General features: G+C 49.4%; 21 protein-coding genes. 14 read left to right on the forward strand and 7 right to left on the reverse strand.

Going from position 1 to position 22,732, the window contains the following annotated elements:
• Positions 1 to 69: 69 nt before the first annotated feature.
• The 5 genes from B147_RS0110105 to B147_RS0110125 all read right to left on the reverse strand — a co-directional run bounded on the left by B147_RS0110105 (position 70) and on the right by B147_RS0110125 (position 4,970).
• Complete coding sequence (locus B147_RS0110105; RefSeq protein ID WP_020587086.1) at positions 70 to 819, reverse strand: DUF6125 family protein; 750 nt, start codon at positions 817 to 819, stop codon at positions 70 to 72.
• Between the two features lie 278 nt (positions 820 to 1,097).
• Positions 1,098 to 1,943, reverse strand: a complete 846-nt coding sequence (locus tag B147_RS0110110) for a TrmB family transcriptional regulator (RefSeq protein ID WP_020587087.1) — start codon at positions 1,941 to 1,943, stop codon at positions 1,098 to 1,100.
• Between the two features lie 2 nt (positions 1,944 to 1,945).
• Positions 1,946 to 2,251: an AzlD domain-containing protein gene (locus B147_RS0110115; protein WP_020587088.1), complete on the reverse strand. Its 306-nt coding sequence runs from the start codon at positions 2,249 to 2,251 to the stop codon at positions 1,946 to 1,948.
• Positions 2,244 to 2,948 (reverse strand): AzlC family ABC transporter permease, encoded by a 705-nt coding sequence (locus tag B147_RS0110120; protein ID WP_020587089.1) that lies wholly within the window; start codon positions 2,946 to 2,948, stop codon positions 2,244 to 2,246. The genes B147_RS0110115 and B147_RS0110120 overlap by 8 nt, the downstream gene beginning before the upstream one ends.
• Before the next feature lie 273 nt (positions 2,949 to 3,221).
• A complete protein-coding gene (locus tag B147_RS0110125; protein ID WP_020587090.1) occupies positions 3,222 to 4,970 on the reverse strand; it encodes a metallophosphoesterase family protein in 1,749 nt (582 codons plus the stop codon).
• 565 nt (positions 4,971 to 5,535) lie between these two features.
• Here B147_RS0110125 and B147_RS0110130 point away from each other — a divergent pair.
• Complete coding sequence (locus B147_RS0110130) at positions 5,536 to 5,853, forward strand: DUF5320 domain-containing protein (RefSeq protein ID WP_026259598.1); 318 nt, start codon at positions 5,536 to 5,538, stop codon at positions 5,851 to 5,853.
• Positions 5,854 to 6,061: 208 nt separating this feature from the next.
• On the opposite strand, the gene B147_RS0110140 is transcribed toward B147_RS0110130, so the two are convergent.
• Together B147_RS0110140 and B147_RS31745 are read right to left on the reverse strand one after the other, a co-directional pair.
• The gene (locus B147_RS0110140) at positions 6,062 to 7,975 is read right to left on the reverse strand and encodes a tetratricopeptide repeat protein (RefSeq protein ID WP_020587093.1); all 1,914 of its coding nucleotides are present in this window, start codon (positions 7,973 to 7,975) and stop codon (positions 6,062 to 6,064) included.
• Positions 7,976 to 8,233: 258 nt separating this feature from the next.
• Positions 8,234 to 8,479: a hypothetical protein gene (locus B147_RS31745; RefSeq protein ID WP_020587094.1), complete on the reverse strand. Its 246-nt coding sequence runs from the start codon at positions 8,477 to 8,479 to the stop codon at positions 8,234 to 8,236.
• Here B147_RS31745 and B147_RS0110150 point away from each other — a divergent pair.
• From B147_RS0110150 to B147_RS0110215, 13 genes are all read left to right on the forward strand, one after another.
• Positions 8,466 to 9,236 carry a nickel/cobalt transporter gene (locus B147_RS0110150; RefSeq protein WP_020587095.1) on the forward strand — a complete coding sequence of 257 codons (771 nt, stop codon included), beginning with the start codon at positions 8,466 to 8,468 and terminating at the stop codon, positions 9,234 to 9,236. The two genes, B147_RS31745 and B147_RS0110150, sit on opposite strands and share 14 nt — an antisense overlap.
• A 194-nt stretch (positions 9,237 to 9,430) precedes the next feature.
• Positions 9,431 to 9,658 carry a FeoA family protein gene (locus B147_RS0110155; protein ID WP_020587096.1) on the forward strand — a complete coding sequence of 76 codons (228 nt, stop codon included), beginning with the start codon at positions 9,431 to 9,433 and terminating at the stop codon, positions 9,656 to 9,658.
• Positions 9,651 to 12,143: a ferrous iron transport protein B gene (gene feoB / locus B147_RS0110160; RefSeq protein WP_020587097.1), complete on the forward strand. Its 2,493-nt coding sequence runs from the start codon at positions 9,651 to 9,653 to the stop codon at positions 12,141 to 12,143. Before B147_RS0110155 ends, feoB begins: the two co-directional genes overlap by 8 nt.
• Positions 12,144 to 12,186: 43 nt before the next feature.
• Complete coding sequence (locus tag B147_RS0110165; RefSeq protein WP_020587098.1) at positions 12,187 to 12,513, forward strand: hypothetical protein; 327 nt, start codon at positions 12,187 to 12,189, stop codon at positions 12,511 to 12,513.
• A 40-nt stretch (positions 12,514 to 12,553) separates the two neighbouring features.
• Positions 12,554 to 13,372: a DUF4198 domain-containing protein gene (locus B147_RS0110170; RefSeq protein WP_020587099.1), complete on the forward strand. Its 819-nt coding sequence runs from the start codon at positions 12,554 to 12,556 to the stop codon at positions 13,370 to 13,372.
• 163 nt (positions 13,373 to 13,535) lie between these two features.
• Entirely contained in the window at positions 13,536 to 14,480 is a 945-nt protein-coding gene (locus tag B147_RS0110175) for an ABC transporter ATP-binding protein (protein ID WP_020587100.1), read from the forward strand.
• Complete coding sequence (locus tag B147_RS28075; RefSeq protein WP_020587101.1) at positions 14,477 to 15,148, forward strand: hypothetical protein; 672 nt, start codon at positions 14,477 to 14,479, stop codon at positions 15,146 to 15,148. Before B147_RS0110175 ends, B147_RS28075 begins: the two co-directional genes overlap by 4 nt.
• Entirely contained in the window at positions 15,148 to 16,431 is a 1,284-nt protein-coding gene (locus B147_RS0110185) for a DUF4857 domain-containing protein (RefSeq protein WP_020587102.1), read from the forward strand. Before B147_RS28075 ends, B147_RS0110185 begins: the two co-directional genes overlap by 1 nt.
• A gap of 49 nt (positions 16,432 to 16,480) precedes the next feature.
• A complete protein-coding gene (locus tag B147_RS0110190) occupies positions 16,481 to 17,353 on the forward strand; it encodes a DUF4198 domain-containing protein (protein WP_020587103.1) in 873 nt (290 codons plus the stop codon).
• A 225-nt stretch (positions 17,354 to 17,578) separates the two neighbouring features.
• Positions 17,579 to 19,081, forward strand: a complete 1,503-nt coding sequence (locus tag B147_RS0110200; protein WP_020587105.1) for an efflux transporter outer membrane subunit — start codon at positions 17,579 to 17,581, stop codon at positions 19,079 to 19,081.
• 16 nt (positions 19,082 to 19,097) lie between these two features.
• Positions 19,098 to 20,396 (forward strand): efflux RND transporter periplasmic adaptor subunit, encoded by a 1,299-nt coding sequence (locus tag B147_RS0110205; RefSeq protein WP_020587106.1) that lies wholly within the window; start codon positions 19,098 to 19,100, stop codon positions 20,394 to 20,396.
• Between the two features lie 4 nt (positions 20,397 to 20,400).
• On the forward strand, positions 20,401 to 21,132 hold the full coding sequence (locus tag B147_RS0110210) for an ABC transporter ATP-binding protein (RefSeq protein ID WP_020587107.1): 732 nt from the start codon (positions 20,401 to 20,403) through the stop codon (positions 21,130 to 21,132).
• Entirely contained in the window at positions 21,129 to 22,334 is a 1,206-nt protein-coding gene (locus B147_RS0110215; RefSeq protein ID WP_020587108.1) for an ABC transporter permease, read from the forward strand. Before B147_RS0110210 ends, B147_RS0110215 begins: the two co-directional genes overlap by 4 nt.
• The last annotated feature ends 398 nt before the right edge of the window (positions 22,335 to 22,732 follow it).

Here is a 22,732-nt window from a genome sequence, read left to right on the forward strand (position 1 = left end):
ATAGTTGTAGAATGGATTTATTTAACTGTTTTTTTAACTGAAGTAACCTAACGCGTCGGGATTAAAACATCACTGTGTCAGGGTAAATCGCCATGCGCAGAACCAGGTTTCAGGATGGGGATCCGGTGGACACCCGATACATTCGGTTTTAATTCTCTCATCAACGCCTTCGGCAAAACGGGCGTACTCAACAAGACCGCCGGACTTGCAGGGATAATCATCCAGGCCCTTTCGCACCCTTGCCCGCTGAACTCTGCATTCATTCATTTGAAAAACAAAACTATCCTGGGTCTCTTCCACAATGCTCTGCTCATTGATGAATGCGTACATCCTGAAATTCAACGCTCTTTTAAGCCCCTCAAGTCCCGGATGTTTGCCCAGACCCAGAATATTTTTTATTCTGTGGGCTTCAAAGGGGGAGAAACGGGCCCAGCAGGAGTCATTGCACCGTTTGGCATCGTTCATGCCGTGCTCGAACTCCACAGCCTGGAACCAGACCCCGTCATTGGCCAGCCAGGCTTTTCCCACGGCTGCCATCAATTTTTCGGTTGTTGCGTCATCCAGTGACATCAACGCTTTGGGCATGCCCTGCTCCAGTTCAAACTCCAGAGTGCGGGACAGATGTTTCATGAGAATGGAAATTGAAGATTGTGTGGCCGTATCCAGCGCGGCAAGCGCCTTTTCCATGCCCATCTGATGCTGAACCTCGTTGAACCAGAGGCCGTAATGGACAACAATACGGGTAAACATGTCGATCAGCTGTTTTTTCTGCATATCAGGGGTAAGGTCCTGAGCTTGGAACGGAGTGGAATCTTGCATGAATCGTCCTCCTTGTTAAACGGTTGCTCACAAATTACTCAAAGTCTTTCCTTGTGTCAAGATCCTTTGTTCACCGGAACAGGGTATCCTCATATAGCTCGTTTTAATGTTTTTTTCCACGAAGGACGCGAAGTTCACGAAGATATCAGGGACTTAAGCTTCATGTCCTTTGTGATCTTCGTGGTGAAATAAAAAATAAAACTTATTTGAGATTTACATTACTTTTACATCCCAATAGGTTAAGTCTTTGTTGGAGGTCTATGGGGCCATTCATGTAGTTACTCAATAAGTTCACGAAACGCCTCCAACTCTTTTTTGGAATAGTGAAAAAACCGGTCATGGACATTATCGGCAAAGGTTTCAAATTTCTCATACCCTGCCCTGTCCAGGGAAGCCGAATAAAGATTGACCACCAGGTCATGGGCAATATAATCTTCGCTGACCTCAATAAATCCTTCATCCCGGGTCCAGGTGGCCTTTGAGTCCGCCCCCCGGGACATAACACCGGAAACGGCATGGCAGCGATCCACGATCACTGATAAAAAACGCTCTTTTTTCTCAGCCATGTACCGCTGGAGCCTGCGGTGGGGGACAAGGTCCTCATAAACATTATCTGAGCCGAAATAGATGCCGCGAAGCATCACGCCCCTGGCAAGGGCGGCATCCAGCTCCCCGGTCAACAGGCAAAGTTCTTCATCCCAGATGGACACCGCAATTCGCTCTTGGGCTCCCTTGATCAGGACAGCCAGAAAAGACAGGATGTTGTCCCGCCCCTGGATCACAACCAGCCGGTTATCCTGTTTCGGTTCCCGGTACAGCCGGCCTGCATACTCGGTTAAATCCTGAAAAATTTCCTGGAACCGGGATCGAAGCTTTCTGATAAAAATTTCCGGGTCCATGGGGGTATATGCCTTTGACTTTCCGTCATCCTGTTCAAACACCATCTGCTTTTCAATCAGACTTTTCAGCACTTCATAAATCCGGGAGCGGGGAATACCCGATGACTTGCTCAGGGCATATCCGTTCAGGGGATACTCTTCTAAAAGCGCCAGATATGCCTTGCATTCATAAACCGAAAACCCTAACGCTTTCATATGTTCGGTGATCTGTTCGGCCTTATCCATAATTAAAGACTTAACACCAGCCAGGCTACGGCCACGGACCCAAGCACGGGGACAATGATGCCCCCTCTAAAAAGGCCGTAAATCAAGGTAAAGCCCATGCCTGCAACACCGGCCCAGGGCAGATCCGGCGTGGCAGTCAAAGCTCCCGGGATAATCAGGGCACCGATGGCAGCCACAGGGATGCACTTTAAAAAAGCATCCAGACGGGCGGGTATCCGGGCTTTTCTGAAAAAAAAGAAAGGGGCCAGCCGCGGAAGATAGGTTACAGCTGCCATGCCGAAAATCAGAGGGATCAGACTCCTATCCATGGGTATTTTCTTCCTTTATAAAACCAGGGTTAAAAAAGGCGCCTGCAGACGCTATCACCAGGATGCAAACGATAATGCTCCATCCCTTTGGCAGAACATTCGCTGAAACCAGAAACCAGTTGAACAGCCCGGAAGCAACTGCCAGAACAAGAGAACGCAAAGAGCTTTTCAGTTCCGGCATAAGAATGGCCAAAAGAAGCGCATACAGCGCCACGCCCATACTCTGGGTGAGAATGTCAGGCATAAATCGTCCCAGCACAAATCCCGCCAGGGTGCCGGATACCCAGCCGGTATAAGCGGTCAGTTCCAGGAGCATGACAAACTGCCGGGTCAGCTTTTTTGGGGTAAAAGACATCACCGAAAAAGTTTCATCAGTCACGCCAAATGCCATGGGAAGATAATATTTTACCGTTTTTTCACAAATCCGGGTGGACAGATAGGCGCTCATGAGAAAGTGCCTAAAATTCACCAGTAGGGTGGTCAGGATAATCCCCACCGCTCCCATGCCCGTGGCCAGCAGATTTAAGGCAATAAATTGGCTGGCACCAGCAAAGACAACAATGGAAAACAGCATGGCTTCCCCAAATGTGGTGTCTGTGGTTCTGGCCAGAATCCCAAAAGCTACGGCGGCCGGAAAATATCCGATAAAGATGGGAATACCGGATTTCAGGGCGTCCCGGGTGTCTGAGTGGGTCATCGATATGTTCTCCAGAGCAAATTTAGTGACTATTATAGTAACTACTATTTTCAGTCAAGTCAAAACACGCATCCGTGTTCAATTTTTCATACTGCTTTACACGACACCGGATCGTTGATGCGGGTTTTCTAAAAACGATCGGGTAAAAAGTTCCCAAAGGCAGAGAATGGCTTAAAACACTTTTACCCAAATACGACCGGGCCACCTGGAGAGGATCAGGCGGCCCGGCATGAAACGGAAAAGGGAGAAAGAGATTATGAACTATTTTTTCCGTTAGGATTGGAATGGTTGTTTGAAAGGGTCGAAAAAGCTTGATTTGTTCCCTTTATGGCTTGTTCTCCCATGTTGTTTTGTAAATTCAATATGTTTCACAACAAAGTCCCCTTCATGATTAATAACCGCCCATGCAGTCTTTGATCCGGGATCTACGCCATAGGTGCCAAGGCCATACCTTGAATTATAGGGGCCTTTGACAAATGTTTTTGCGCTGTCCCCTGTATTCAGATCAACTGCATTCACCCACTGGCCATTTCCATCCCTTGCCGAAATGGCCAGGCCGCCCTTCATGAATATTGACCTATCAATCTTTTTGTGATCAAAGGAAATTGAAAGCGCATAGGTATCGGTTGCCCGGCTTTTGTCTTTGGCGGGAAGCGGTGTGTCTGCGGAACGCCACAGGCTTAAATTATCGGTCATCCCCCACAGGGAAAAAATCATGCCGGCGGCATTATCAGTTGCGGCAGGCTGGGCCCAGCCGGTGTTCACGCATTTAACCAGACCACGACCGGTGGAATCGGTTTTTGTGTTGCTGTTTGTACCGTCAAGAATTTTCGCAGTGGTACCGGCATTGCTGCCGATTACGCCGGTATAGTCGTCGCCCTGTTTAATTTCGAACCGGTCTCCGTTGAGGCTATAGCCGAATCTTTCCCTCAGGTAGAACATTGAAAGGGAAGGACAACAGTCCAGGTGAAGAGATCCGTAATCCTGACCATGGTTTGCAGAATAAAAATCCACTGTCACCCTGGGACCGTCAATGGTGACAATGTAATAACCAATGGTGTACAACTCTTGCTGGAGCGGGGTTTCCCCCTGATCATCCCTGGATTTGGGCGTATAAAATTTATAACTGTTGGAAGCTGTAATGATCTGGGGGACCTTATAGGCTCCGTCGCTGGTGGAAACAAGGGAACGGTGGTGCATGTGGTCATGGCCGCCCATGTAGTATCCTGTACCGTGGCGGTACAGGCTGGTTATAAATGCATCCCTTGCTGTGGTATTTGAGGTCACATTGCCGCCAAACAAATTATCTTTATGGCTCTGGCCAATCAGATTTTTATGGGAGAAAACAAAGGAATGAAAGCCTTGGGGTGCAGAGGAAAGCATATCATCCACCCACGGAACCTGGTCCACCGCATTGTTGTTATGGTCATCTTCATGTTTGCTGTTAAAATTTGAACCATCCTTCCGGGTAAATTGATCAATCATGATACAGCGGACATTGTTGTAATCAAACGTGTAACTCAAGCCATGCAGCTCCTCATTGTAAGCAGCCTGGATATTTTCGGCACCGAACAGATTATCATAGCCACGGGTCTGGGGAAAAAGTTCCGGGAATTTTCTGGCGGCAGAAGCACTGGATTCATGGTTTCCCCGACAAGGGAAAAAACCGATACCAGCATCGTAAAGAGCCTGGGTATGATTTGCACGGGTGGGCATGGTGCGTATACCCCATACACGTTCATCGTTGCACAGGTCCCCGACCTGAATAACAAATTTGCAGCCATGGTCAATAAACTGCTGATTTAGGACATCAATAATTCCCGTGGCACAGGTCATTTTTCCGCCGGAACGCCCTTCCCACTGGGTGTCGGACATAACGCCGAAGCACCAGGCATCACCGGAAAGGGCAGCATTGGCTTTGCCCATGCGGAAAAAGGGCACATTTAGGGTGGAAAGTCCGATACCGGCCAGACCGGCAGCGCTATATTTTAAAAATTGCCTTCTGTCCATTGTCTTTTTCATCTATCAGCTCCTTGGCCCAAATATTTAAGCCCGCCCGAATCACAAGCTGGTTGAAAAATTTTATACATAATTTCTGTTAAAAAAATGTGTTCTCACCATTAGTTTTCGCTTAAATGCTGCATGCTTAATTTTGAGATCCGGCAGGCTAACTAATATCTCAACCAATTATGATTGAATTTGTTCAATTTACTATTCACCAGTTGCATTACTTTCATGGTTTATTGCGGATTGAGCCTGGATAATAATTGACCAGGTGGTCCCATGGCTGTTAGATGGCACAATAGCATCACTATTGTGAGGAAAGTGTGAAGAATGTCCCAATAATTTAATCAGCTTGGAATATCAATAGGGTTAAAGGGAGTTGGCATAGGGATCGGCCTGACTTGGGTTATGTAAAAATAATGATCATTTGACCATTATTTTTCTTGACAGCACCTTATGAAGATCCTATATTATGATCAAATGATCAAAACAATCAACGGCGCCGGCCGATGAAGATACGGCTGGCACTGTAACCGACAGGGTGGACAACCCTGATAAAATAAAAATGAAAGGAGAAAATATCATGCCAGGATTTAATCAAAGAGGACCACAAGGATTAGGACCCATGACCGGAAGAGGCCAGGGGATTTGTGCAAACCGCAACACGACCGGGGCCGGATACGGAACGGGTTATGGTGCAGGTTATGGCGGCCGGGGATGCGGCCGGGGATTTGGCGGCGGCCGGGGTATGGGTCGCGGCTTGGGCCGGGGATTTGGCCCTGCGGCTGCTCCTTTACCTGGGGCGGCAAATGAAACCGCGCTGCAGGACAGGGCCAGGATGCTGGAAGAGGAACTCAACGCCATTAAGGCACAGCTGAATACCATGTCCGAAGACAAATAATAATTAATACATCCCGGACGAAAGGAAATCCCTTTCGTCCAGATTATCTACAAAAAAAAAATCAGCCGTCGGTTGGCAAATCCGACGGCTGATTTTTCAAGGATAATAAGGAGGTTATGCAGCCAGTTTTTCAATTCAAAAAGTGGCGTTAAATACAACCTACCATAATTTTATCATTTGTCAATTAAAAAGTTTTATAAACATAACTTTATCTAATTTTAGCTAAAATGCGAGATGCCCATTTGGCATCACCCAGACGGCCTGAAACGCTGGTGCCCAACTGGGACAATGTATCGTTGCTCAAGGCGTTGACTTCTGCCTCTTCATATACAGCCGCCGCATTCTCGGCATCCTGAGCGTCGACCAAAAAGGCTTCAGCCAAAAAGATCTGATCGCTGAATTCGGTCAGCTTCTGGCGGCCCAATACCAACAGTTCTGAGAGGATGGTCTTGTCCGCAGTCTGCTGTTTAACCAATGTTAGCAGACCGGCATAGTCCTGTTTGGTGCGGCAAAGGCCTTCAGCGGATTTATACAGTGCCATAGCTCCGTCCTTATTTCCAAGCAGGTTCAAGGTAGCACTGCCTGCAAAGGTAAAATCGTAAACGGTTTTGGCTTTGCCGGCTACACCACTGATAAGTTTTTGGGCCCACTCTTTATCATTGAATTTCTCAATGGCCACAGCGGCAAGTTTCATCAGATCACCGTTTCCGGAAGCTTTTGACTCTAAGCCTGAATAGATCTGTTTTACCCAGGCACTGTCCCCGAGTGTATCCTGGATGGCAGTGGTCAGGGTATTGTAATCGCCATAGCTTTTGCATTTATCCAGAAGTGCCGTATAGATCTCTTTGATCCATTCCGCATCATTGAGATCAGCATGGATGGCAGCTGCAAGCTTGATAAAATCGCTGAAATGAATGGTAAGGTTTTCTGACTTTTTGTACAGTTTGGCTGCATAAAATTTATCACCGGTTTCTTTAAATACTTCACCGGCCAGAATGCGCATGGGTGCGCAGTTTTTAATTTCATTTTCCCGTAGGGCAAAATCATCGTACATTTTACCAAACTCTTCACGTTTGGCTTTCTGGAAAGCAATGGAGTCTGTCCATGCTTTATCGTCCTTGGCCACGTCAAGAATGGCATCAGCGGTTTTAAGGAAATCCGCATTATTTTTCACGGCAGCCTGGGCTTGTTTCAATACGGGCAGGGCAGCGGCGGTATCACCCAGGTCCTTGGCCATGGCCACGGCCAGGGAAACCAACTGACCACAGTCAGGATTGGTGGCAGCCGCTTTCTGGTAAACGCCGGAGGCAAACGCTGCGTCACCGGTATTATCAAAACTTGCTTTGGCCAGTTTCAGGTATTCGTCAAACTTTTCATACTTGTCTTCGGCTTTCTTATATACAGACAAGGTAAATTCATTGTCATCCAGCTGCGCCTTGACGATTTCGGCAAACTTGAGCAGCTCATCCCCTTTTTCCAGGGAGCCGGCAGCTTTTTCATAAATGGCCCGGGCAAAATCCTTATCCCCCAGATCTTTTATGGCGCCTGCGGCAAGGGCGCTGAATCCGTCAGCAGTTTTGGCGGCATCAATACCTTTTTCGTAAATTTCCTTGGCTTTGTCCTTGTCCTTGGTGGTATCCAGAATGGATTTGGCAAAGGAGACAAAATCTTCGGGCTGGGTACATTTTTCAAAGGCCTTATCCATAACCTGTTTGGCCATGTCCGGATCAGTTTTAGCAAGCTCGTTGCTCAGATTGAGGAAATCGGTGAGCTTGGTGCATTTGCCCATGGCAGCCTCATTCATCTCCTTGGCCATGTCTTCCAGGCCAAGCTTGCCTGCAGCAGTGCCAAGGCCTATGAAATCCGCAGCGCTCATGCACAGCATTTTGGCGTTGGAAAGAAAATTGCCCACCACGTCATCGTCACCGATAATCTCTTTGGCCGCCTCGGCATAAACCACAGCCTCGTCATAGGTCTGGGCCCACTCGGCACCCTCTTCCATCAACTCAACTGCCCAGTCCTTGTCATCCAGGCCTGTTACGATCTCTTTGGCCACACCAATGTATTCTTCCGGTGAATCACAGCTTTCCGCTTTCTCTTCCAATTCTTCTTTGAGTCCCATAATCTCTCCTTATTTGGTTTTGTTTAATGATTTACGGGTATTATTCATCGATCAATTATATTCAACGGCAACTATTTTCAACGGGTAACGCCCGTTTGCACTCATTTATTCCATGGAGCGGCACTATAAACTTCCACGACTCTAATAACATACTGATATAAAAACAGACAATGGGGATTTTGAATAAAGTTAAATTTTTTAGGGTATTGAAAAAATAATACCCATCACATATAAGCCTTTTATGGTTCCTGAAATTTCTTACAGTCTGTTCCCAAGCCCACCTTTTCTTAGGCGATTTTTACCTGTTTTACTCATTATCGGCAGTATTGCATGGGGCATTTTTTTTGTCACATCCGGCACAGCCAAGGCAAACCCATTTACACGGAAAAACATAAATCCTGTGCCCCAACACCAGGATGATTCTTTGCAACCGCCACCAAAGGTTTCCAAATCCCCAACGCCGAACTCTGCGGCCCCAGGGTTGAATATTATGGAACGAATCATCTTTTTCCAGATGAAAATCAAGGAAAAAATGACCGTCCTCATCAAGCAGGCAAAAAAGACCGGAAAAAGCGGCCCGCTTTTATGGGTTTTGGCAGCAGCCTTTGTATACGGAATGGTACACTCTGCCGGACCCGGCCACGGCAAGGCCCTTGCCCTGTCTTATATTATATCAATTAAACCCACGCTTCCCAGAGCCCTTGCCTTTGGCAATATCCTGGTCATCAGCCATGGAATGTCCGGGGCGGTACTGATTTTTTGTGTCAAATTTCTTCTGCAGACATCCATTTCAGGCACCCTTGCTTCAGTCACCCGGACCACCCAGGTTACAAGTTATTCGCTGATTATTGTTTTAGGCCTATTTCTTTTTTTGCGCAAACTGCCGGTATGGAAAAAATTTAAACAGGATCGTGACATGCCCGCTGAAGATACCCGGACAACCATGGACATTAAATCGATTTTGCCCGCTGTTCTTATCGGTATGATTCCCTGCCCCGGCGTTGTGTTGGTTGTTCTGTACTGCCTGTCCATGGGATTGCCCGGATTCGGCATGATGATGGCCTGCGCCATTACTCTTGGTATGGCCTCAACGCTGTCTTTGGTCATACTGGCTGCCATGGCCGGAAAAGCCGCCCTTCTTGGCCCCCTGCCCCGGCGTTTCTCTTTTGCACAAAATGCAGGAGATATACTTGAAGCCCTGGCAGGTTTAATTCTATCCGCCCTATCCCTTATGTTCCTGCTCACAGTCTTAAAGCCTTAAAGACATACTGTCGAGTCCGACAAAATTCAAAAAACCATTGACAAAAAGTCTAATTAATGAAAATAAGTTGTTCGTTTGTAGGTTAGACTAAACTAACAATTATTTTATCTAATTAGTCTTCATACCTGTCAAGACAAAACATTGTTGCGTTAAAAAGTATGAAAATAAAGAAAAATTTAACTGAGAGGATAATTATGACGCTTGATAAACTTAAACCGGGCAACAGCGGAACAATCAAAAAGCTGTCCATCAAAGACAAACTCGGCCAACGGTTAATGGATATGGGTATTTATCCCGGTCTCACCCTGAATGTTGTCCGTAACGCTCCCCTTGAAGATCCCATGGAAGTGGAGATCGACGGTTATTTCATCAGTTTGCGCCATGATGAAGCCCGGTTTATTGAAATGGAAAAAAATGAGTGATCGATTATTGGTCGCCCTGGCTGGCCAGCCCAATTGCGGAAAATCAACGGTTTTCAATGCCCTGACCGGTGCCAAGCAGCATGTGGCAAACTATCCCGGGGTCACCGTGGACAAAATGTCCGGGTGGTACAAACATGGAGACACTCGGGTGGATGTGGTAGACCTTCCCGGCACCTATTCTTTAACCTTCTACTCCCCGGAAGAACGGGTATCAAGGGATTTCATCCTCAATGAAAAACCCGATGTCGTGGTCAATGTCATGGACGCCTCAAACATCAAGCGCTGCCTGTACCTGACATTCCAGGTCATGGAAATGAGAACCCCCATGGTTCTTAACCTGAACATGATGGATGTGGCGGATAACCGGGGGGTAATCATAAATGTAGAGGCACTGACCCAAATTTTGGGCATACCTGTGGTGGCCACGTCCATGAAACAGGGCCGGGGAAAACAGGAACTGTTCGACGCCATTGCAGACACTGGGCACAACAAAACATCCCATGCCCTGTTCAAGGTGGACTACGGCCCCATGGAAGGCGGCATCAGCAATATATGTGACATGATTCAGGAGGATTCGGGTGATCTTAAAGCATATCCGGCTCGCTGGCTTGCCATCAAGCTCATGGAAGGGGATGAAGAGGTCCGGAAACTGATCATGGAAAAAGGTGCCCAGGGCGCGATAATCCTTAACCATGTAAAAAAGTTGAGAAATCAATTTGAGTGCGAACATGACCAGGATACGGCATTTGCCGTGGCCCAGGCCAGATATGCGGCAGCCGACAAAGTGGCTGCCGGCTGCCTGACCCTGCCGGCTGAAAAGAAAAAACCCCTGTCCGACCGGATTGACGCCGTGGTGTGCCATAAATTCATGGGCCCACTGGTTCTTGTGGCTGTTATCTGGCTGCTGTATTACCTTTCTATCGTCCAGGGATACAACCTGACCAACTACACCTGGCCGCTTCTGGCCAAGCTGCGAAATTTTGTGGCCGCCGTTGTCCCGGACCCGGGCTTCATTGATGTGCCCCTGATCTCGGCCTTTGCGTTGTGGCTGATGGATTCGGTGAACGCCTTACTGAATTACATCCCCATTTTCTTTATTCTTTTCGGTCTGATCGCCATCATGGAAGACAGCGGCTACATGCCGAGAATGGCGTTTATCATGGACCGGCTTTTCAGCCGGTACGGCCTTCACGGCCAATCCACCCTGCCCATGGTACTTGGCGGCATTTATGTAGGGGGATGTGCCGTGCCCGGTGTCATGTCCTGCAAGGGTATCCCGGATGAGCGGTCCAGGCTCACCACCATTTTGATCATTCCCATGCTCAACTGCCTGGCCAAGGTGCCCCTCTACGTGCTGTTGATCAACATTTACTTTGCCGCCCACAAGGGTCTGGCCATGTTTTTTATTTCCACCATCAGCCTTTTGATGGTACTGCCTGTCTCCAAGCTGTTAACCACTACCGTGCTCAAGGACAAACCCACCTCTCCCTTTGTCATGGAGATGCCCCCCTATCATCTGCCCACGGTCAGGGGGGTTGTGGGCCGGGCCCTGGAACGGGTATGGATGTTCATTAAAAAAATTACCTCCATTGTAGTGGCACTGGCAGTTGTGATTTTTATTCTTTTGCAATTTCCCGGCATTTCGCCCCAACGCCTCGCCGAATTTAAAGTCCAAAGAGATCAAGCCATTACCAAATTCCGAAACAGCATTACCCAAACGACCTATGCTGAAGCCCTGGCCGGTGACAAGCTTATGGAGATGGTGCTCTACTGGGAAAGCTATAAGAATAAAAAAATGTTGGCAAGGGATGCCGATGCTACAGCCGCACTGAACACCGAATTCCAGAAAATCAATCCGCAATTTTTCCTCATTGCCCAGCCCGGGAAAGACAAGGTAGCCAAAAAGGTAAACAGGTCCTTTAAAAAGCTGTTCAAAACCCGGAAAGGACTGTTGCGGGAAATGCGCAAGGAAAGAATAGATGCAAGTTTTCTTGGCAAAATGGGACGGGCCCTTGAGCCTGTAACCCAATTTGCGGGATTTAACTGGCGGGTCAATGTGGCACTGCTGTCTGCATTTGCCGCCAAGGAAAGCTCCGTGGCGACACTGGGCGCCTTGTATGAACAGGATGACGATAGCGGAGACGGCTCCCTGGAATCCCGCATGGCCAAAAGTGAAGAAGGATTTACACCGCTTCATGCCCTGGCCCTGATGATGTTTATGGTGCTTTATCCGCCGTGTCTGGCTACCTCCATTGCCGTTAAGCTGCAGTCCGGATCAGTCAAGTGGATGCTGTTCGGGATGTTTTACCCTATGGTGCTGGGCATCAGTGTGGCCACGTTGATATTTACCGGCGGCACCCTTCTGGGTTTAAGCGGACTTCAGGCCATGGGCGTCTTTTACGCAATTGCTTTGGGCATAACCATTGCCACAGGATTTATAAAAACAAAATCAGAATTTGAACATGCCCGGCAGGCCATTGTCTGAACGACCTGTCAGCGCAAATTTATAAATTAACAAGGAGAGAAAAATGAAACTAAGATTGACTGTATTAATTTTTGCCGCCATGGTGTTTGGCTTCTTTATAACCCCGCTGTGCCAGGCCCACACACCTTTGTGTTCCTGCTATGACAATGGTGACGGGACTGTGACCTGTGAAGGCGGGTTTTCCGATGGGTCTTCGGCTGCAGGCGTCCAGATGCGCGTTGAGGACGGAGCAGGAAAGGTGCTGATCCAGGGCAAAATGGATGACGACAGTGAGTTCACCTTTGACAAGCCCGCAGGCGACTACAAGGTACAGTTTTACGCCGGGGAAGGTCACGAAATCACTGTAGACGGCAAGGAAATCACCGAATAGCTAAATTTTTGTATACTCAAAATTTCTAAAGGAGAAAATCTTGAAGATCAAACATCTTATCACCACCATCAGCACCCTGGCCATCATAGCGCTTACCGTACCGGCATTTGCCCATTTTCAAATGATCTATACCCCTGAAAGCGCCTTAAACAAGGGGGGAAAAATTCCTCTGGCCATCGTTTTCACCCACCCCTTTGAAGCAGGCCACACCATGGATATGGGTACACCGGAACAATTTTTTGTCATGCGGTCAAGGGGAGAAAATACCCCTAAAAAAGCGGATCTTCTGTCAACCCTGAAACCCATTAAATGGACCAGCCTGACCAATGCCGGCGCTGCCTATGAAACTGAATACTCTGCCAGGGGCGGAGACCACATCTTCTGCCTGGTACCCGCCCCCTACTATGAAGCCGGCGAAGACGCCTATATCCAGCAGTCTACCAAAATGATTGTCAATGTAGGCGGCGAGCCCGGCGCCTGGTCAGAACCCATAGGTCTTGACTGCGAGATTGTTCCCCTGTGCAAACCCTATGACCGTTGGACCGGGAACGTATTTCAGGGCAAAGTGCTGTTCAAAGGCAAACCTGTGGCCGGTGCTGAAATCGAAATCGAATTCTTAAACCATCAGCCGCTGCTGGACAAAAAAGCCTTTGCCAAAGAAGCCGCTGCTGTTGCCCCACAGGATGCCTTTGTACTGCAGACCATTCTTGCCGATGACAACGGCGTATTCACCTTTGGCATTCCCAAGGCCGGATGGTGGGGATTTGCAGCTTTAGGCCTTGATCCCGATGGGTCTTTTAAAGACAAGGAATGCTCCAGAGACGCAGTAATCTGGATTCAGGCCAAAGATATGAAATAAGCAATGGAATAAACAACCAAGCTTGCCAGTGCCGGCTCTTGTTCTTCCCTTAAATAGAATATCATTTTTTCTCCCAATGATATTCAAAACAAGGGCCGGCACTTTCCAGTTTTAAACATCCCACTATAAAGCGCTTTGTTTGTGGTGCCCCGGAACAGATCTTATGCATCCTGTTATCTATGTTAACCATCTTTGCCACCGTTACGGCAGCCATTATATCTATAATGACCTGAACTTTTCCATTTCCCCTGGAAAAATATACGGCCTTTTAGGCAAAAACGGTGTAGGCAAAACCACGCTGATCAAAATTCTGATGGGATTTTTGCGGCCTGTGTCCGGTACCTGCCAAGTGTTCAACGAACCGTCCCATGCCCTGACACCTGCCGTCCGGGCCAGGATTGGGCTCTTATTTGAAGGCCATGTATCCTATGAATTCATGTCCATCCGCCAGATCGAAAAATTCTACGCCAGGTTTTATCCTGACTGGGATGCCGGTATCTACTACCGGATGGTCGAAAAATTAAATCTTAGCCCCAATCACCTTATCCGGCGAATGTCCAGCGGCCAGCGCTCCCAGGTGGTGCTCGGACTGTTGATGGCCCAGCAACCGGAACTATTGATTTTAGACGACTACTCCATCGGGCTGGATGCAGGTTTCCGAAGGCTTTTTCTCGATGAGATGCGCAACTATTTAGCCGGCGGCAACCGCACTGTGTTTTTAACTTCCCATGTGATTCAGGATATGGAAAAGTTTGTGGATGAAGTTATTTTCCTGGAACATGGGGGGAATGTGATGAACATCCGCCTTGATGCGTTTAAAAGACAATTTTCCTGCTTCCGGCTACCGGTTAGGACCAACACCAACGTCCCGGATAACGGTTCAAATCAGGGTATCCGTCCGGACATGCCCAAAGAAGAATTGCTTGAAGCCTGTCCCATGCTCAAAAACATTGAGATTCACCCCACCCACTGGGATCTATTCACATTTGCGCCTAAAGAAGATCTCTTCCCCGGGCTTGATGCGGCCGGTATCTGCGGCAGCCTGCTTGAACCGGTATCTTTAAGTCTGGAAGATGCATTTATCGGTTACACAGGAAGGTATTCATGATTCAGGCCATTTTCAGAAAAGAGTTTTTTAAAATCCGGGTCATGTGGCTGCTGGTGTTCATTGCCAACCTTGGCCTGTTAATACACATCTGGATCTGCACCCGCCAACTGTTTATTCTGGATCATGCTGAGGTGGTCTGGTACCGGGTGCTGCAACTGGGACAAATCCATTTTGAACACCTGAAATATGCCCCACTGCTTTCCGGTATCCTGATCGCCTGCTTCCAGTTTCTTCCCGAAATGTGGGGGGAGCGGTTCCGGCTCTCATTACACCTGCCCGTGTCCGCCGGTTTCGTGGCCATGGGTCATCTGTTGGCAGGGCTCTTTGCCTATGCACTGGTAGGACTGGCAGACCTTGGCGGCCTCTGGCTGATCACCAGTATCTATCTTCCCTCACAAGGTATCATGGTCAGCCTGCTCACGGCACTGCCCTGGACCATGGCAGGCATCTGCGCGTATCTTGGTATAGCCCTGACCCTGCTTGAACCTGATTTCCGGCTTAAAGCCCTAAATCTGGCACTGACAGCCGGTATGGCCGGCTGCTATCTGCTCAATACCCGGCCCGGGGCATTTGGCCCAAGCCTGCCCGTGCTCATTGTGCCCTTGGCGTTGATGGTGCCTGCGGTCATGGTGCCTGTTTTCAGGTTTCGATACAGGAGAATGGGATAATGAACCGCTTTGCCCTTGCGGTATACGCCTTTTTAATTATCCTGGTTTCTGCGGTTTACCTGCCCATGCTCTATGACAAATTGTTTACGAATGAGGTGGAAAAAACCCATCTGTTTTACAGCCCGGTAAGCCATGATTTTATTTTGAAGGAAAAAATTGTGGGAAAGGTACCCGAAGCGGCCCAAGGCATGGCCGAGGATCATCACAGCAATATTGCCTACCTCAAGGCTGACGGCACCTATGTACCGCGCAAGACCTTTGAACAGCACCTGCCTTTTATTTTTTATAAAAACATGGAGATCTGGGGGCTTTTGCCCATTACTTTAAACGGACGCACCTTTGATAAGAATGCCATCAAGTCGGACCGAAGGGTGATGGAACTCAAGGCCCGGGACCTGGTGGGCAGATCACCTGAAGTCCCTTTTTTTCCGTTGCTTGAATTCAATCCCGGACAGGCCAGGCTGGTTTTTCCCGAGGACCGGTTCCGTATGACAAATACGGCCATGGAGTTCATCTATGCGAAAACAAACACCCTGGACACCGTTTTAACCAAAATGTACACCATCACCCTTAAAAAAAAGGGGTTTAAATTCCCGGCCCGGTCGGTGAACGGTAAGTTTACCGTGCTTAAACCCTTTGACGAAGGAATTTTTATTGTGGACCGTGATTACCGTATTTTCCACATTAAACGAGTGGATGACAAACCGTTAATCAGGCAGACACCCATTTCACCGGATTTGAAAATCAGAGCCATAAAAATATCTGAGAACAAACAGAAAAAATACTATGGCCTTGCCCTTGCCGGAGATGGCCGCATCTTTCTTTTAGGGTATGATAACTACCGGCTGACGCCCATCCCTTTAACCGGGTATGACCCGGACCGTATGGATTTAAAACTGATATTCAATCCCTTGTATTGCACAGCCGTCTATTCAGATGAGGCAATCATCCGGGCTGTAGCCATGGATAAAGATTTTGTACCTGTTAAAACCTTTACGCACACCATGTCCAGGGCGGCCGTCACCACTGCGACCCGTATCCGGGATATTCTGTTTCCCTTTATTCTTAAGATCGGCCCGACACAACAAAGCGGATATGTAACAGCCCGGTTTCTGCCCGGAAGCCTCGGGTCCTTGACCGGTATGGGGCTTTGCACCTTGCTGTTTGTTGCAGGCACAAAAATGATAACAGGCGCATGGCCCAGGACCTTGCGCATCATCACCGTAGCCTTGACCGGACTTTACGGCCTGGCTGCCATGGTCACATCCGCAGTCTGTGAATGACAAAATTATTTATAGATTCACTCATATACAACGTAAAAAGGAGGTATAAATGAAATTCCACACCCCGGCTCATTTTAATTTTTCACTTCGACGTGTATTCTTGCTGGTCCCGGTACTGATCGTCCTGACAACAGCCAGTGCATTCAGCCATACCCTTTATATTCAGTCTTCCCGGTACCTGGCCAGTGAGGGCAAATCCATTCCACTTTTTTTCTGTTACGGCCACTTCATCCCTGTGGCGGACGGTATCCGGGGCAAAAAACTGAACAAGGTTCAGATCATCGCACCTAACGGCCAGGCCCAAACCGTTGAGATCATGGACGGCAAAGGGCTGCACTCACACATGGTGGAATATAATACCCCTGGTATCTGGGGGTTAACCGCTGAAACGACACCCGGATATTACACCTTTTACAAGGATAAAAACGGCAAAGAACGGCATGCCATCAAATCCATTGCCCAAATCAAAAACCGGCTTGGCCAAGTGATTAAAAGTTATTATTCCAAGCAATACGCCAAAACCTATGTGAAATGCGATAACCCCACAGGGCCTTTCCCGGCCAACCTGGGCCTGCCTTTGGAACTGGTACCGGTGCAGAATCTCTTTGAACTCAAACCAGGGAGCACCCTGAAACTTGATGTCTACCTGGACGGCAAACCCTATACCGGTAAAGGCACATGGGATGCCACTTACATGGGATTTTCCACCCAGGCAGAGGACAATTTTTACCCGAACACCCAAGTTGAGGGGACAAGGGTTTCCATTCCCCTGCCCAATCCGGGCAGGTGGTTTATCCGCTATTTCATTAAGAAGGATGCCCCTGAACAGGATAAAGACAAATATCTTCAGATGAAGCTGACCGCTTCGTTGACATTACAAATTGATAATGAACGCAAAACGCCAGAGCCCCAATCCCATTAACCAAAAACTTAACCATTCATGCATAACCGCACCAGTAAAAGCCTGCCCGGGGTTTCGGGTTCCTTTTTTTATCCCTTTTGCCGCACCCGGAACCCGGCAGGCTTGTTACAATCCTTTGCCAAAACATATTGACGGTATACCCCGGCTACACTATTCTTAACACGCTTCAAGCAAAAGCGACCTCTGTCTTTACTTTAAAGCTTTTGATGCCTAAGGATTCGGTTCATGCTAAAACGCTTTTTATTTCTCTCAGACACCCCCTGGTCCAGGATCTGTCTGATTTTTATTTTTGTAACGCTTTTCACAGGCTGCAAGGCCGTGGGGCCGGACTATAAACAGCCGGACCTTTTCCCTGAAGGGACCTGGCATGCCCCCATGCAAAAGGGATTGGCGCAGACGTCGGCAGAGCCTGAGCAGCTGGCGCAATGGTGGACGGTGCTCAATGACCCGGTGCTCACGGATCTGATTGCCCGTGCGGTGCAAAACAATCTGGATGTAAAACTGGCCCTGGAACGTATCCGCCAGTACCGGCTGCTCAAGGGGATCGAAGAAGCTGATAGGCTGCCCACTGTCAACACCTCCGGCGGGGCGTCCTGGACCGGCACCAGAAATGAGGACGGTACCGGCACCGTTTCCAAGGCCTACAGCGCGGGGCTTGATGCAAGCTGGGAAATTGACCTGTTCGGCCGGATCCAACGTTCCATTGAGGCTGCGGACGCAACGCTTTCAGCCAAGCAGGAGGCGCTGCGGGACGCCCTGGTCAGCCTTGTGGCAGACCTTGCCGAAAGTTACATTGACGTTCGCACGGCCCAGATACGCCTGGATGTGGTCCGGCAGAGCATTGACTCCCAGACTGAATCCTTCCAACTCACCCAGTGGCAAAACCAGGCAGGCCTGACCGATGAACTGGATGTCCACCAGGCCCGGTACAGCCTGGAAAGTGCCAAGGCCCAGATTCCTGTCCTTGAATCCACCCTGGCCAAAGCCATGAACCGGGTGGCTGTACTCTCAGGTCTTGCCCCCGGTACCTTGAACAAAAAATTGATATCGCCCTCCCCCTTGCCCACACTGCCGGCAACCATCGCCGTGGGTCTTCCCGCAGATGCCCTGCGAAGACGGCCTGATATCAGAGAGGCTGAATACGAACTCATTGCCCAGACCGCCCAAGTGGGCGTGGCCACGGCAGACCTTTATCCCAAACTGACCCTGTCCGGTTCCATTGGTGTGGATGCACTAAGCCCAGCCGAACTTATTGACAATGCCTTAGATCCGTCCTACTGGGCCCGGTCCTTGGCAGCAAACCTGTCCCACACCCTGTTTGACGGAGGCAGCATCCGTAAAAACATCAAGGTCCAGAACTCTTTGCAAGAACAGTCCCTAATCCAATACGAAACAGCGATCCTATCGGCCTTAGAAGAGGTGGAGAATGCCCTGGTGGCCTATGCCAAGGAACAGATCCGGCTGGAACACCTGACTATTGCCGTCCAACAGGCCATGACTGCCGAAGACCTGGCCCAAAAAAAATACGAATCCGGCCTGATTGATTTTACCACAGTGCTGACATCCCAGCAGACCGCATTATCCTACCAAAGTGATCTTGCCACAAGCCAGGGGACCTGTGTCTCCAACTTGATCACCCTTTACAAGGTCCTTGGCGGGGGCTGGCCCCCGGCCGAATCTGACAACGCCCCAGGCGAAAACAAATCCGAAACACAGCCAACCCCTTAACATCTTTGGAGTTCCCATGGATTTAACCGATGATATTAATGCCACATTAAAGAACACAGGCCCCCGAAAAAAAGGCAAAAAGCGTATCTTCATCATTCTTTTAATTCTGATTATAGTCGCAACAGGGGTATATTTTTTTCTGCTGCCCAAAGGCCCGTCAGGCGGCGGGCCGGACACTGGAATGTCCTTTAAAACCGCACCAGCCGCCGTCACGGATATTCACGTAACCGTGTCTGCCACAGGCACCCTGGAACCCACCAACGAGGTGGAGGTGGGCAGTGAATTATCCGGCACCATCCAGGAAGTGTTCGTGGATTACAACGATCAGGTCACCGAAGGCCAGATCCTGGCCCGGCTGGATATCACGGATCTGCAGGCCCAGGTGCGCAAAAGCAAGGCCTCTCTGGCATCGGCCCGGGCATCTGTACAGCAGGCCCAGGCCACGGTGGAGGAGACAAACCAAAAATTAAAAAACCTGAAAAAAGTCCGGGAATTAAGCGGCGGCAAGGTGCCGGCCCAGACCGACATGGATGAAGCCCAGGCCAACTATACCCGGGCCTTGGCTGACCGGGCCAGTGCCGAAGCAAGCGTAGCCGAGGTCCAGGCGTCTTTGGACAGCACTTTAACTGAATTGTCCAAGGCAGATATTATCTCCCCTGTGAACGGGGTTGTCCTGATCCGGGACATTGAAGAGGGCTCCACCGTGGCTGCCTCATTTGAGACCCCGGTGCTGTTTACCCTGGCAGAAGACCTAACCAAAATGAAGCTGAACGTGGATGTAGACGAAGCAGACATTGGTGTAGTTAAGGAAGGGCTTGACGCCCACTTCACCGTAGATGCCTACCCCAATCGCAAATTTGCGGCAAAAATCCAGCAGGTCCGGTTTAATGCCACCACAACGGACGGAGTGGTCACCTATGAAACCATTATGACCTGTGACAATAACGATTTAGCGTTGCGCCCCGGCATGACCGCCACGGCAGACATTATTGTTAAGCAGGCGAATCAGGTATTGTCCGTGCCCAGTGCAGCCCTGAGATTCTCAATACCCAAACCCGAAGAAGACAGCAGCAACCCCTCGCTGTTAAGGATGTTCATTCCCGGCCCCCCCAGACGAGGTAACCGGTCGGCAAAGCATGTCACCATCACAGGCAGCAAAGACCAGGAGACAATATGGATTCTGGATGAAAACAAGCGCCCAAAACAACTGCCTGTTAAAACGGGCTTAAGTGACGGTATTAACACCCAGATTTTGGAAGGGGACATCACCCCGGGCACAAAAGTCATTGTTTCCGCAACCACACAGGGCAAATAACGTAATGGCTGAAGCAAAACAACCTCTGATCTCCCTGACCCAGGTAACCAAGACTTACGGCAGCAACGAAGCCAGAATTTTTGCCTTACGCGGCATTGATCTGTCCATTGAATCCGGTGAATTTATTTCGGTGATGGGACCGTCGGGCTCAGGGAAATCCACCTGCATGAACATTTTAGGATGCCTGGACACCCCCACGTCGGGCCAGTATAAATTTGGCGGGGTGGAAGTGAGCCATATGAGCCGCAAACAGCTGGCCACCCTGCGCCGGTTTTACCTGGGCTTTGTATTCCAGGGATTTAACCTGCTGAACCGGACCACGGCCATGGAAAATGTGGAACTGCCCCTGGTGTACAGGGGAATGCCACCCAAGGAACGCAAAACTTTGGCGCGCAAGGCACTTGAACAGGTGGGGCTTGCAGGGCGCGAAGCCCACACCCCCGGCGAGCTGTCCGGGGGACAGCAGCAGCGGGTGGCCATTGCCCGGGCCATTGCCACCACCCCTTCGGTATTATTTGCAGACGAGCCTACGGGTAACCTGGACACGGCCAGAAGCCATGAAATCATGGAGCTTTTAAAACAATTGAACCGGGAACAGAAAATCACCGTCGTCATGGTTACCCATGAATCGGATATGGCTGCTTATTCGGACCGGATCATTCACTTTGTTGACGGCCAGGTGGCTGACGTTGAAAACGGGCATGCTCCGGCAGCAACAGGAGGCCAGGACCGATGATCTGGAACACCTTTATCCTGGCGTTGCGGGGCATCCGGCGCAATGTCATGCGTTCGGTGCTCACCATTTTAGGCATCATCATCGGCGTGGCCGCCGTAATCACCCTTGTAACCATCGGTAACGGCACCACAGCCCAGGTGACCCAGCAGATTGCCGCCATGGGCACCAATGTACTGCTCATTAACCCAGGGCAGCGCCACGGGCCCGGCGCGGCATCAGGCGCCCCGAATTTTTCCATCAAAGATGTCCAGGCCATTGAGCAAAAAATCAATGAGTTGGCAGGCGTAGCCCCGGCCGTATCTGCATCTGCCGTAGCTGTGGTGGGCAACCAGAACTGGAGTACCAGCATTACCGGCACTACCAACGATTTTTTTACTGTACGCAACTGGACTATGAAAGCTGGGCGAACCTTTTCCGAAAATGAAATCAACGCCGGACGAACCGTGTGTGTGGTGGGGGACACTATCCGGGAAAACCTGTTTGGAGACGGAGACCCTGTGGGGCAGAAACTTCGATTAGGCAAGGTATCCTGTCAGGTCATAGGCCTTTTAGAGGCCAAAGGCAACTCCTCCATGGGCCGGGACCAGGATGATTGTGTGATCATGCCCATGAAAGCAGTCCAGCGCCGTTTTTCCGGCAATAAGGACATCCCCTTTATCCAGGTGGCGGTAAAAAGCGGCGCCTCTACCACCACTGCGTCTGCCGCCATCCAGGCGCTTTTAAGAAAACGCAGGCACCTGTCCGACAATGAAGAAGACAATTTCAGGATCATGGACACCAAGGAACTGGCAACCATGCTCACATCCACCACCAAGACCATGACCGCCCTGCTCGGTGCGGTGGCGGCAGTGAGTCTTCTGGTCGGCGGTATCGGCATCATGAACATCATGCTGGTGTCCGTAACCGAACGTACCCGGGAAATCGGCATCCGCCTGGCCATCGGCGCCTATGAGCATGAAGTGCTGCTCCAGTTCTTAGTGGAATCCGTGGTGCTCTCTTCCTTTGGCGGCATTTTCGGCATCATTCTAGCCTTGGCTGCTTCCTTTGGCGCCACAAAAATGCTGGCGATCCCCTTTGCCCCGGATATCTCCATCATCATTATTGCATTTTTCTTCTCTGCAGCTGTGGGTGTGGTGTTCGGTTATTTCCCAGCCCTGAAGGCCGCTCGTATGGATCCCATTGACGCTTTGCGCCATGAATGAAACCCCACGAAGTAGAATCCTCATAAACTAATTCTCCAAAAACATCAAAAAATAAGGGTTTCCCTGATAGACATTAATTATAATATTAAAACCCGAAAGCCTTTGGCGCCTGTGGGCGATAACGTTGGTCTGTTTATATGAAACACTCCCCTCAAAAAAGGGAATAGCGTTCCATTGGTTGTATGGCTTTTTGTTCCACAACACTTTTATTACCGTTACAAATTGAAGGTATCAAATCAATAAAGCTATCTCTTTCGGATAACAATTCAAGCACAGAAGACAACTTTTTAAATCATCAGCGGCGGTCGGTTTATACTATAAAAGTTTTATATACGTGGTACCTCTTCATGGAAGTCCAACAGTTCGTTGTGCAAAAAACCGACCAGTCATGTTATATT

The organism is Desulfobacter curvatus DSM 3379, assembly GCF_000373985.1.
Taxonomy (GTDB): Bacteria; Desulfobacterota; Desulfobacteria; order Desulfobacterales; family Desulfobacteraceae; genus Desulfobacter; species Desulfobacter curvatus.